The sequence below is a fragment of the Nocardioides guangzhouensis genome, from assembly GCF_004519545.1.
In the GTDB taxonomy this organism is placed as follows: Bacteria; Actinomycetota; Actinomycetes; order Propionibacteriales; family Nocardioidaceae; genus Nocardioides; species Nocardioides guangzhouensis.
Genome location: NZ_SDKM01000013.1, coordinates 30,247 through 42,607, shown reverse-complemented (window position 1 = coordinate 42,607; position 12,361 = coordinate 30,247). Strand labels below are relative to the sequence as shown.

At 70.4% G+C, this 12,361-nt stretch carries 8 protein-coding genes and 1 rRNA gene; 8 read left to right on the top strand and 1 reads right to left on the bottom strand.

Annotation, left to right across the window (positions count from 1 at the left end):
- Positions 1 to 5 precede the first annotated feature (5 nt).
- The 6 genes from EKO23_RS10405 (at position 6) to EKO23_RS10380 (ending at position 6,693) form a co-directional block, all read left to right on the top strand.
- The gene (locus EKO23_RS10405) at positions 6 to 518 is read left to right on the top strand and encodes an arginine repressor (RefSeq protein WP_246051017.1); all 513 of its coding nucleotides are present in this window, start codon (positions 6 to 8) and stop codon (positions 516 to 518) included.
- On the top strand, positions 515 to 1,945 hold the full coding sequence (gene argG / locus EKO23_RS10400; RefSeq protein ID WP_134716920.1) for an argininosuccinate synthase: 1,431 nt from the start codon (positions 515 to 517) through the stop codon (positions 1,943 to 1,945). Before EKO23_RS10405 ends, argG begins: the two co-directional genes overlap by 4 nt.
- Positions 1,945 to 3,378 (top strand): argininosuccinate lyase, encoded by a 1,434-nt coding sequence (gene argH / locus EKO23_RS10395; RefSeq protein ID WP_134716918.1) that lies wholly within the window; start codon positions 1,945 to 1,947, stop codon positions 3,376 to 3,378. The genes argG and argH overlap by 1 nt, the downstream gene beginning before the upstream one ends.
- Positions 3,362 to 3,949 carry a DNA-3-methyladenine glycosylase gene (locus EKO23_RS10390; protein ID WP_134716916.1) on the top strand — a complete coding sequence of 196 codons (588 nt, stop codon included), beginning with the start codon at positions 3,362 to 3,364 and terminating at the stop codon, positions 3,947 to 3,949. The genes argH and EKO23_RS10390 overlap by 17 nt, the downstream gene beginning before the upstream one ends.
- A 119-nt stretch (positions 3,950 to 4,068) precedes the next feature.
- Complete coding sequence (locus tag EKO23_RS10385) at positions 4,069 to 6,060, top strand: discoidin domain-containing protein (protein WP_134716914.1); 1,992 nt, start codon at positions 4,069 to 4,071, stop codon at positions 6,058 to 6,060.
- A 63-nt stretch (positions 6,061 to 6,123) separates the two neighbouring features.
- The gene (locus tag EKO23_RS10380; protein WP_134716912.1) at positions 6,124 to 6,693 is read left to right on the top strand and encodes a TIGR03086 family metal-binding protein; all 570 of its coding nucleotides are present in this window, start codon (positions 6,124 to 6,126) and stop codon (positions 6,691 to 6,693) included.
- A gap of 16 nt (positions 6,694 to 6,709) precedes the next feature.
- Here the strand turns inward: EKO23_RS10380 and EKO23_RS10375 are convergent, their stop codons facing one another.
- The gene (locus tag EKO23_RS10375) at positions 6,710 to 8,266 is read right to left on the bottom strand and encodes an LCP family protein (protein WP_167880416.1); all 1,557 of its coding nucleotides are present in this window, start codon (positions 8,264 to 8,266) and stop codon (positions 6,710 to 6,712) included.
- A gap of 190 nt (positions 8,267 to 8,456) precedes the next feature.
- Between EKO23_RS10375 and tyrS the strand changes: the two genes are divergently transcribed.
- Both tyrS and EKO23_RS10365 read left to right on the top strand, forming a co-directional pair.
- A complete protein-coding gene (gene tyrS, locus EKO23_RS10370; protein WP_134716907.1) occupies positions 8,457 to 9,728 on the top strand; it encodes a tyrosine--tRNA ligase in 1,272 nt (423 codons plus the stop codon).
- 889 nt (positions 9,729 to 10,617) lie between these two features.
- Positions 10,618 to 12,136 (top strand): 16S ribosomal RNA (locus tag EKO23_RS10365).
- Positions 12,137 to 12,361: the final 225 nt, after the last annotated feature.

Below are 12,361 nucleotides of genomic sequence, written 5' to 3'. Positions count from 1 at the left end.
CCGCCATGACCAAGGCGGCCCGCCAGCAGGTGATCGTCGACCTCCTCGAGCAGCGCGCGGTGCGCTCCCAGGTGGAGCTGGCCGAGCTGCTCGCGGACCGCGGCGTCCACGCCACCCAGGCCACCCTGTCCCGCGACCTCGTCGAGCTCGACGCGGTCAAGGTGCGCGACACCTCCGGCGCGCTCGTGTATGCCGTGCCGGCCGAGGGCGGCGACCGACGACCCGTGGCACCCGGTGCCACCGCCGCGGCCGGCCACCGGCTCGCCCGCCTCTGCGGGGAGCTGCTGGTCAGCGCCGACGCCAGTGCGAACCTCGTCGTCCTCCGGACGCCGCCGGGTGCCGCCCAGTTCCTCGCCAGCGCCTTCGACAAGGCCGAGCTGCCCGACGTGCTCGGCACGATCGCCGGGGACGACACCGTCCTCGTCATCGGCCGCCAGCCGCACGGCGGCGACGAGCTCGCCCACCGCTTCGTCGCGCTGGCCAACGCCCACACCGACCCGAAGGACCCGACACCGTGAGCAAGGTTCTCACCTCCCTGCCCGCCGGCGAGCGCGTAGGCATCGCCTTCTCCGGCGGCCTCGACACCTCCGTCGCCGTCGCCTGGATGCGCGACAAGGGCGCCGTGCCCTGCACCTACACCGCCGACATCGGCCAGTACGACGAGCCGGACATCTCCGGCGTCCCCGCGCGGGCACTCCAGTACGGCGCCGAGATCGCGCGTGCCGTCGACTGCCGGGGGATGCTCGTCGAGGAGGGCCTGGCCGCGATGGCCTGCGGCGCGTTCCACATCCGCTCCGGCGGCCGCGCCTACTTCAACACCACGCCGCTCGGGCGGGCGGTCACCGGCACCATGCTGGTCCGCGCCATGCACGAGGACGGGGTCGACATCTGGGGCGACGGCTCGACGTTCAAGGGCAACGACATCGAGCGGTTCTACCGCTACGGCCTCCTCGCCAACCCGTCCTTGCGGATCTACAAGCCCTGGCTCGACGCGCACTTCGTCGAGGAGCTGGGTGGCCGGCACGAGATGAGCGCCTGGCTCACCGAGCGCGACCTGCCCTACCGGGACAGCCAGGAGAAGGCGTACTCCACCGACGCCAACATCTGGGGCGCCACCCACGAGGCCAAGACCCTCGAGCACCTCGACGTGTCCCTGGAGACCGTCGAGCCGATCATGGGCGTGAAGTTCTGGGACCCGGCCGTCGAGATCGCCCCCGAGGACGTCACCATCCGCTTCGTGCAGGGACGCCCGGTGGCGGTCAACGGGACGACGTACGACGACCCGGTGGCGCTGGTCCACGAGGCCAACACGATCGGCGGCCGGCACGGCCTGGGCATGTCCGACCAGATCGAGAACCGCATCATCGAGGCCAAGTCGCGCGGCATCTACGAGGCGCCGGGCATGGCGCTGCTGTGGATCGCCTACGAGCGGCTGCTCAACGCCGTGCACAACGAGGACACGATCGCGAACTACCACCTCGAGGGCCGTCGCCTCGGGCGGCTGCTCTACGAGGGCCGGTGGCTCGACCCGCAGGCGCTGATGCTGCGCGAGGCGATCCAGCGCTGGATCGCCTCGCTGGTGACCGGCGAGGTGACCCTGCGGCTGCGGCGGGGCGAGGACTACACGATCCTGCGCACGGACGGCCCGGCGTTCTCCTACCACCCGGACCGGCTGTCGATGGAGCGCACCGACAACGCCGTGTTCGGCCCGACCGACCGGATCGGTCAGCTCACGATGCGCAACCTCGACATCGCGGACTCGCGCTCCAAGCTCGAGCAGTACGCCCTGCAGCCGGAGGACCAGGGCCACGTGCTCGTCGAGCACGGCAACCTGCTCGGCGCGCTGGAGGCCGGCGGCTACGACCGGATCGCCCGGCGCAACGGCGACGACCAGCTCGACGACGAGGCTCTCGACGCCGCGGCGATGGAGGTGGGCACCGACTGATGGGCGAGGACAACGATCGGCACGGCACCAACGAGGGCAAGCTCTGGGGCGGCCGCTTCGCCGGCGGGCCGAGCCCGCAGCTCGAGGCGCTGTCGCGGTCGACCCACTTCGACTGGCGGCTGACGCCCTACGACCTGGCCGGGTCACGCGCCCACGCCAACGTGCTGCACGCCGCCGGGCTGCTCACCGACGCCGACCACGCCGAGCTGCTGCGCGGCCTGGCGGTGCTGGGGGAGCGGTACGCCGACGGGTCGCTGCAGCCGGGTCCCGACGACGAGGACGTCCACGGCGCGCTGGAGCGGCTGCTGCTCACGGAGGTCGGCGCCGACGTCGGGGGCCGGCTCCGGGCCGGGCGGTCCCGCAACGATCAGGTGGCGACGCTGTTCAAGGCCTACTTGCGCGACCACGCCCGCACCCTCGCCGACCTGGTCCTCGACCTGGTGGAGGCGCTGGAGGCGCAGGCCGAGCAGCACCTCGGCGCGATCATGCCGGGCCGCACGCACCTCCAGCACGCGCAGCCGGTGCTGCTCAGCCACCACCTGCTGGCCCACGCGTGGCCGCTGCTCCGTGACGTGGAGCGGCTGCAGGACTGGGACGCCCGCGTCGCCGGGGACTCGCCGTACGGCTCGGGCGCGCTGGCCGGCTCCAGCCTCGGCCTCGACCCGGAGGCGGTCGCCGCCGAGCTCGGCTTCACCGGCTCCAGCGCGAACTCGATCGACGGCACCGCGGCCCGCGACTTCGTCGCCGAGCTCGCGTTCGTGACCGCGATGATCGGCGTCGACGTCAGCCGGTTGGCCGAGGAGGTCATCCTCTGGGCCACCAAGGAGTTCGGCTTCGTCACGCTGCACGACTCCTGGTCGACCGGGTCGAGCATCATGCCGCAGAAGAAGAACCCCGACATCGCCGAGCTGGCCCGCGGCAAGGCCGGGCGGCTGGTCGGCAACCTCGCCGGCCTCCTGGCCACGCTGAAGGCGCTGCCGCTGGCCTACAACCGCGACCTCCAGGAGGACAAGGAGCCGGTCTTCGACTCGGTCGACACGCTCGAGGTGCTGCTGCCCGCGTTCACCGGGATGGTCGCCACGCTCGTCTTCGACACCGACCGGATGGCCGAGCTCGCCCCGCAGGGCTTCTCGCTGGCGACCGACGTCGCGGAGTGGCTGGTCCGTCAGGGCGTGCCGTTCCGGGTTGCCCACGAGGTCGCCGGGGCGTGCGTACGCCGGTGCGAGGAGCGCGGCGTCGAGCTGCACGAGCTCTCCGACGAGGACCTCGCGGCGATCAGCCCGCACCTGACCCCGGCGGTCCGCGACGTGCTCACCGCCGAGGGCTCGGTCGCCTCCCGCGACGGCCGCGGCGGCACTGCCCCCGACCGGGTGCGCGAGCAGCTCGCCGAGCTGTCCGCCACGATCCACGACCACCGTGGCCGTCTCGCCTGACCTCGCCGCGCTCGACGGCCCGTCCGTCGAGGTGGCGCCGCTGCTGCTCGGCGCCACCCTCTCCCGCGGCGAGGTCGCGGTCCGGCTCACCGAGGTCGAGGCGTACGCCGGGGAGCGCGACCCCGGCTCGCACGCCTGGCGGGGGCGCACCCCGCGCAACGAGGTGATGTTCGGCCCGGCCGGGCACCTCTACACCTACTTCGTCTACGGCATGCACGTGTGCGCCAACGTGGTCACCGACCCGGACGGCCGGGCCGGGGCGGTACTGCTCCGGGCGGGGGAGGTGCTCGGCGACGACCCCGCCGTGGACCGGGGCCACCCTGCCCGCGGCCCGGCCCGCCTCTGCCGCACCCTCGCCATCACCCTCGACGACGACGGATGCGACCTGGCAGCCGGCCCGGTCACGCTCACGCTCGCCGACCCGGTCCCCGCCGGCCTGATCTCCACCGGCCCGAGGGTGGGGCTCCGCCGGGCCGCCGACGTCCCGTGGCGGTTCTGGCTGACCGGCGAGCCCAGCGTCTCGACGTACCGCCCGGCGGCGCCGAGACGACGCCGTACCCCGGACGCCTGAACCGACGCGGCCGCGCCGGGACGCGTCTCATTTGTCCGGGCTCCTGCCTAACTGATGCTTGTCGGCCACGGGACCGGGCCGATAGGCAGGGACCGACCCCGACCCGGAGAGGTTCCCGGATGCCCCACGCCCGCCGGCTGCCGTTGCTCGCAGCCGTCCCGCTCGTCGCCACCCTGCTGACCCCCGGCCTGACGACCGCGCCCGTCGACGCCGCGCCGCCACCCCGGGAGCCTCGCGCGCACGTCTGGCTGACCACCCCCGACGGCGGCAAGCGGATGTCCGACGAGGGCACCGTCCCGTTCGAGAAGGGCCCGTCCGACAAGCTCACGATCACCGTCGACCCGAGCCTGCGCTACCAGCGGATGGACGGCTTCGGCGCCTCGATCACCGACTCCTCGGCGTCCCTGCTGGCCGACCTCGACCCCGCCACGCGCGACGCCACCATGCGCGACCTGTTCGCCGACAACCGGATCTCGTTCCTGCGCCAGCCGATCGGCGCCTCCGACTTCGTCGACGGCCCGCACTACACGTACGACGACGTCCCGGCGGGGGACACCGACTTCGACCTGTCGGAGTTCTCGATCGAGCACGACCGGGCCGAGATCCTCCCGCTGCTGCGGCAGGCGCTGCGGCTCAACCCGGACCTGACGGTGATGGGCACCCCGTGGAGCCCGCCGGCCTGGATGAAGACCGACGACTCGCTGGTCGGCGGCCGGCTGAAGGACGACCCCCGCGTCTACCGGGCGTACGCCGACTACCTGGTGCGGTTCGTGCAGGCGTACCGCGCCGAGGGCGTGCCGATCGACGCGCTGACCGTCCAGAACGAGCCGCAGAACCGGAACCCCGACGGCTACCCGGGGATGGACCTGCCGGTGCGGCAGGCCGTGAAGGTCGTGGACGCCCTCGGGCCGGCGCTGCGCAGGGCCGGGCTGCAGACGAAGATCCTCGGCTACGACCACAACTGGTCCCTGCACCCGAACGACACGGCGAGCACGCCGCCCGGCGAGGACCCGGAGCCGGAGTACCCCTCCGACCTGCTCGAGTCCTCCGCCGGCCGCTGGCTGGCCGGCACGGCGTACCACTGCTACGCCGGCGACCAGAAGCGGATGACCGAGCTGCACCAGCGGTTCCCGGACAAGGACATCTGGTTCACCGAGTGCTCCGGTTCGCACGGCCCCACCGACCCGCCGGCGCAGGTGTTCAGCGACACCCTCAAGTGGCACGCCCGCAACCTCACCATCGGCGTCACCCGCAACTGGGCGAAGTCGATGATCGCCTGGAACCTGGCGCTGCGGCCCGACGGCGGCCCGCACAACGGCGGCTGCGGCACCTGCACCGGCGTGGTCACCGTGCAGGACGACGGCACCGTCACCCGCAACGCGGAGTACGACACGATCGGCCACCTCAGCCGGTTCGTTCGGCCCGGCGCCCGGCGGGTGGCCAGCTCGTCGTACGGCACGACCGCCTGGAACGGGATGCCGATGAGCGCGGCGTTCACCAACCCCGACGGCTCGACCGCCCTGGTCGTCCACAACGAGCACGACGACCCGCGCACGATCGGCGTCGCGGTCGGCGACCGGTCCTTCGACTACACCCTGCCCGGCGGCGCGCTCGCGACGTTCACGTGGCCGGCGTCGAAGGACCTGGCCGGCGACCGGCTCGTCGACCCGTGGACCACGTCCGTGACCGCGAGCGAGGGCGACGCCTCGGTGGCGGCCGACGACGACGGCGCCACCGCCTGGCGGGTCGGCCATCAGACCGCCGGCCAGTGGCTCCAGGTCGACCTCGGCAGCCGGCGCAGCGTCCGGGACCTGGTGCTCGACGCAGGCCCCGGCACCTACGGCTGGGAGTCCCCGGGCACACCGTCGACGGAGGCCCCCGCGTCGTACCGGCTGCAGGTGAGCGCCGACGGCCGTCGCTGGACCGACGCCGGCACTGGGCAGATCGACGGGCAGATCGACGGGCAGATCGACGGGCAGACCGACGGGCAGGGCACCGGTCAGCTCACCACGGTGACCACGCCGCGGCAGGCGGTCCGCTACCTGCGGGTGACGCTGACCGCCGACGCGCCGCAGGGCTGGCAGGTCGCCGAGGTCCGCGTGCACCGCTGAGGCTTGCCGGTCCGGGACCGGTGCGGTTGTGTGGACAACCGGACCCGTCCCGGGAGGAGACCCATGCCCAGCAAGGACCACTTCCACAGCGTCGTCGCGACGCTCCAGCCGGTCATCCACGGCATCGGCGAGGATCGGCTGGACGCGCCGACGCCCTGCACCGAGTGGACCGTGCGCGACCTCGCCGACCACTTCCTCGGCACGTCGGAGGCGATGCGCCGGGCCGGTGCCGACGAGGCGCGTGACCCCGACGACCCGTGGGGCACCGCAGGCGGGCACCTGACGCCCACCTGGCGGGTCGACCTGTCCGCGCAGCTGACCGGGCTCGCCGACGCGTGGGCGCGCGAGGAGGCCTGGCAGGGCGAGGTCGACGGCACCCCGAAGCAGGGCATGGGTGACATGGCGTACGTCGAGGTGATGCTGCACGGCTGGGACCTCGCGCGCGGCTCCGGGCAGGACGTGGCGTTCGATCCCGACGCGGTCGCGCAGGCCCGGGCAGTGATGGAGCAGATCGGGAGGATGGGTCGCGACGGCGGGGCGTTCGGCGCGCTGGTCGACGTCGGGGACGACGCGTCCGACTGGGACGTGGTGCTGGCCGAGGCAGGCCGCGACCCGCAGTGGCGGACCGGCTAGGCCGGCTCCCGTCCGCTCAGCCCTCGGGGTGGTAGCCGCACGCGTCGGCCGCCGAGACCGCCGTACCGGCGTCGTCGGCGGCCACCGAGGCGCCGTCCGGGGGGTCGGTGGTCGCCTGGACGGACGGCTCGTCGGACGGGAGATCGCTGGCGCCGTCGGAGGGTGCGTCGGTCGGGGTTCCTCCGACCCCCTCGACCGTCGACGCCTTCGGCGTGAGGGCGGCGTCGACGACCGACTGCATCCACGCGAAGTCCGGGTCGCCCGAGAAGAACCGGTCCGAGCTGACGAAGGCGACCGACTTCACCTGGTGGCCCTTGACCGCGCCGCCGAGGTCGACGAACGCCGGCAGCAGCTTGCGGGGGATGTCGGTCTGGAGGATCTTCTTCCCGGTCCGCGCGAGGTCCTGGTACTCCTGCAGCATCGTCAGCGGGTCGAGCTCGTCGATGAGCGCGTTGATCACACAGCGCTGGCGCAGCATCCGCTGGTAGTCGTCGGATCCCCAGCGCCCGCGCGCGAACCAGAGCGCGTGGAAGCCGTCGAGGTGCTGGTCCGGGCCGGGCTGGATGTAGCCCACCGGTGGGATGCCCCGGTCGGTGTTGCCCTGGATGGCGACCGGCTCGTTCACGTTGACGGTGACCCCGCCGACGGCGTCGACGATGTCCTTGAACCCGTCGAGGTTCACCAGCAGGTAGTAGTCCACGTGCGTGCCGAGAGACCCGGCGACCGCCTGCTTGAGCGCATCGGCGCCCTCGTTCGCGGACTTCCCGAGGATCTGCGGATAGAGGGCGGGCACCTGCCGGTAGACGGCGTTGAGCATCCAGCCGCCCGGGTCGCCCTCGCCGCGGAAGCCGTCGGGGTAGAGGTCGTGCAGCGGGCTGTCCTCGGGGAACTGCGCGTTCATCATGTTGCGCGGCAGGCTGAACATCACCGCCTTGCCGGTGCGGGTGTTCGTGCTGAGCAGGATCATCGTGTCGGTCCGCACCCCCTCGCGGCCCTGCCCGCCGTCGCCGCCGAGCAGCAGCACGTTGACGCGCTCGCGCCCGCCCCACGGGTCCGTCTCCGTGACGTCCTTGGGTGCCGTGGCGCTCTCGTTGTGCTCGAACACCGTCTGCACGAGGTCGGCCTGGGTCATCGCGTAGCGCATGCCCTGCACGACCGGCAGCGTCGCGGCCAGGCAGGCGACGGTCACCAGCACTGCGCCCACCCCGTTGCCGAGCCGGCCGAGGCGGCCCGGACGCACCATCAGCCAGGTGGTGAGCACGGAGAGGAACCAGACCACGAGGACGACGCCGACCACGGCCACCACCACGCGCAGCCGGTCGGGGTCGAACGCGAGGTGGACCGCGCGGTCGACCTCCTGGACCCAGGCGATCAGCACGCCGAGCGCGCCGATGGCCGGGAACATCAGCAGGTAGCCGAGCCGGCGCCCGCTCCAGACGTAGCCGGCGCCCGGCAGCAGTGCCCCGAGCGCGGTCACGCCGAGTGCTCGGGGCACGGTCGAGGCGCGCCGGAACCGCCGGGGGGCGCGTCGCCGCCCACCGCCCTCCTGCTCCGGCGACCCGGACGCTGCCACGTCCGCCCTCCGTCGAGCCACGACGCCTCCCACAGCCGCCGACCCGAGACCCTCACCTGCCGCCCGTGCGGCAGGCGGGTCGAAGCGTAGTGCCCGTCCACCCCCGGCAACCCGGTGGCTCGCCGAAGGCCGCATGAGGCAGGCTTGACCACGACAACCCCACCAGGGGGACCACCCAGGAAGGCCCAGCGTGTCCCACGAACACAACGTCCTCGACGAGCTCGAGTGGCGTGGACTCATCGCCCACTCGACCGACCGCGACGCGCTCCGCGCGGCGCTCGGCTCGGGGAGCGTGAAGTTCTATGTGGGCTTCGACCCGACCGCGCCCAGCCTGCACATGGGCAACCTGGTGCAGATCCTGACCGCGCGCCGGCTGCAGCTGGCCGGCCACACGCCGTACGCCCTCGTGGGCGGGGCCACCGGCATGATCGGCGACCCCAAGGAGTCGGGGGAGCGGCAGCTCAACTCGCTGGACACGGTGAAGGACTGGGTCGAGCGGGTACGCCGCCAGATCGAGCCGTTCCTCGCATTCGAGGGCGCGAACGCCGCGACCATGGTCAACAACTACGACTGGACGGCCTCGCTGTCGACGATCGACTTCCTGCGCGACGTGGGCAAGCACTTCCCGGTCAACCGGATGCTCGCGCGCGACGTCGTACGCTCGCGGCTCGAGGACGGCATCAGCTACACGGAGTTCAGCTACGTCCTGCTGCAGTCGATGGACTTCCTCAACCTCTACCGCGACTACGGCGTGACGCTGCAGTTCGGCGGCTCCGACCAGTGGGGCAACCTCACCGGCGGCGTGGAGCTGATCCGGCGCGCCGACGGCGGCAGGGCGCACGCGTTCGCGACGCCCCTGGTCACGCGGGCGGACGGCACGAAGTACGGCAAGACCGAGGGCGGCGCGCTCTGGCTCGACCCGGAGATGATGTCGCCGTACTCCTTCTACCAGTTCTGGCTCAACGCCGAGGACGAGAAGGTCGGCGAGCTGCTGCGCATCTTCACGTTCCTGTCCCGGGAGCGGATCGAGGAGCTCGACGCGGAGACCGCCGAGAAGCCGTGGCTGCGGGCAGCCCAGCGCGCCCTGGCCGAGGAGGTCACCACGCTGGTGCACGGGGCCGAGGAGACCGGGCGGATCAAGGCCGCCTCCGCAGCCCTGTTCGGCAGCGGCGACCTGCACGACCTCAGCACGCCGACCCTCGCCGCCGCGCTGCGCGAAGCCGGCGCGACCCGGCTCGACCGCACCAACGGCCTGCCGGACATCGTGGCCCTGCTGGTGGCGTCCGGACTCGCGAAGAGCAACGGCGAGGCCCGGCGCACCGTGAACGAGGGCGGCGCCTACCTCAACAACACCCGGGTCGAGGACCCCGAGTTCGTGCCGGGGGAGTCGGACCTGATCGGCGGCTCCTGGCTGGTGCTGCGCCGGGGCAAGAAGACCATCGCCGGCGTCGAGCTCGGCTGACACCCAGCGGTGTGCCGCACGGCCCCGACCGCCCCTCGACGGGGATGCGGTCGGGGCCGTCCTGCGTCTCGCGGGAGCGCGTACGACGGAGCCACCCGCGCCTCCGACACCCGACCGGGCGCCGCCACACCCGCCACAAAGGGGCTCTGACCTGCGGAAACGCTGCTTGTGGCCGGGGTCACCTCATCTGGATTTGCGCGACCCCAGGGCCTCGCATAATGTTCTTCCTGTCGCCGGGTGCGGCGGGAAGGAACGGCCAGGAGGCCGGGCCTCCGGCCCCGGAAGACCACCCCAGGGCAACCACCTCTTCGAGGCTGGACGTGTGCGCGCCACGATGCGGCCACCAACGGACTCGAGTGAAGCGGGCTGCGCGGGACCCGGCAGCGCGAAGGGCCAAATTGACAGGCCCGAAGCCAGCCCGGTAAGTTTCACCGAGTCGCCGGGAGCGGCGGGACGGAACGGCCAGAAGGCCGGGCCTCCGGCTCCGGAGACTCACCCCGACACCCACCTCCTCGAGGCTGGACGTGAGCGCGCCAGAGGCCGCCACCAAGGACTCGATCGGAGCGGGCTGCGCGGGGGCCGGGAAGGCGAAGGGCCAAATTGACAGCCCCGAGACAGACCGGTAAGTTTGACCAGGTTGCCCCACGGAACGGCCGAGAGGCCTGACTGCGGTGCGCGCTTGATCCTTGAGAACTCAACAGTGTGCCAAAAGTCGACGAATTAGTTTGATACCCGTCCGACCGAGGTGAGCCTCCTTCGGGAGCTCGACGAGGTCGAACGGTTCCTTTGGTAAGAAACGATGATTCTGACAACTCATTGTCAGTGATTCGGTCTCTTGCCAGGACATCTCATTGAGTTTGACGTCCGCCTCGGTGGGCGTCGCAAAACTTCAACGGAGAGTTTGATCCTGGCTCAGGACGAACGCTGGCGGCGTGCTTAACACATGCAAGTCGAGCGGTAAGGCTCCTTCGGGAGTACACGAGCGGCGAACGGGTGAGTAACACGTGAGCAATCTGCCCTTCACTCTGGGATAACCCCCGGAAACGGGAGCTAATACCGGATACGACCACTTCAGGCATCTGATGGTGGTGGAAAGTTCCGGCGGTGAAGGATGAGCTCGCGGCCTATCAGCTTGTTGGTGAGGTAACGGCTCACCAAGGCTTCGACGGGTAGCCGGCCTGAGAGGGTGACCGGCCACACTGGGACTGAGACACGGCCCAGACTCCTACGGGAGGCAGCAGTGGGGAATATTGGACAATGGGCGAAAGCCTGATCCAGCAACGCCGCGTGAGGGATGACGGCCTTCGGGTTGTAAACCTCTTTCAGCAGGGACGAAGCGAAAGTGACGGTACCTGCAGAAGAAGGACCGGCCAACTACGTGCCAGCAGCCGCGGTAATACGTAGGGTCCGAGCGTTGTCCGGAATTATTGGGCGTAAAGGGCTCGTAGGCGGTCTGTCGCGTCGGGAGTGAAAACACGGGGCTTAACCCCGTGCCTGCTTCCGATACGGGCAGACTAGAGGTATGCAGGGGAGAACGGAATTCCTGGTGTAGCGGTGAAATGCGCAGATATCAGGAGGAACACCGGTGGCGAAGGCGGTTCTCTGGGCATTACCTGACGCTGAGGAGCGAAAGTGTGGGGAGCGAACAGGATTAGATACCCTGGTAGTCCACACCGTAAACGTTGGGCGCTAGGTGTGGGACTCATTCCACGAGTTCCGTGCCGCAGCTAACGCATTAAGCGCCCCGCCTGGGGAGTACGGCCGCAAGGCTAAAACTCAAAGGAATTGACGGGGGCCCGCACAAGCGGCGGAGCATGCGGATTAATTCGATGCAACGCGAAGAACCTTACCTGGGTTTGACATATGGAGAAATCTCCCAGAGATGGGAGGTCCGTAAGGGCTCCATACAGGTGGTGCATGGCTGTCGTCAGCTCGTGTCGTGAGATGTTGGGTTAAGTCCCGCAACGAGCGCAACCCTCGTCTTATGTTGCCAGCACGTCATGGTGGGGACTCATAAGAGACTGCCGGGGTCAACTCGGAGGAAGGTGGGGATGACGTCAAGTCATCATGCCCCTTATGTCCAGGGCTTCACGCATGCTACAATGGCCGGTACAAAGGGCTGCGATATCGCAAGATGGAGCGAATCCCAAAAAGCCGGTCTCAGTTCGGATTGGGGTCTGCAACTCGACCCCATGAAGTCGGAGTCGCTAGTAATCGCAGATCAGCAACGCTGCGGTGAATACGTTCCCGGGCCTTGTACACACCGCCCGTCACGTCACGAAAGTCGGCAACACCCGAAGCCGGTGGCCCAACCCTTGTGGAGGGAGCCGTCGAAGGTGGGGCTGGCGATTGGGACGAAGTCGTAACAAGGTAGCCGTACCGGAAGGTGCGGCTGGATCACCTCCTTTCTAAGGAGCACATTGGCAGCTCAGCTGTCCAAGCAGTCCGTTGCGTGACCGCACGTGTCACGGCGGACAATGCTCACTAGTGGAACGTCGACTAGTTGGTCTGCTCGCATCCGAGCGCTCGTCAGTACTGCTGTCTCCTTCGGGAGTCGGCGTGGAACCTCGAGCAGGAAGGCGCGGACATTCCTGGCACACTGTTGGGTCCTGAGGGATCGAGCCTGGCTCATC

Excerpts from the sequence above, each read along its gene's own strand:
- argH (WP_134716918.1), top strand. The coding sequence starts at position 1,945 with ATGGGCGAGGACAACGATCGGCACGGCACCAACGAGGGCAAGCTCTGG.
- EKO23_RS10385 (WP_134716914.1), top strand. The coding sequence starts at position 4,069 with ATGCCCCACGCCCGCCGGCTGCCGTTGCTCGCAGCCGTCCCGCTCGTC.
- EKO23_RS10405 (WP_246051017.1), top strand. The coding sequence starts at position 6 with ATGACCAAGGCGGCCCGCCAGCAGGTGATCGTCGACCTCCTCGAGCAG.
- EKO23_RS10380 (WP_134716912.1), top strand. The coding sequence starts at position 6,124 with ATGCCCAGCAAGGACCACTTCCACAGCGTCGTCGCGACGCTCCAGCCG.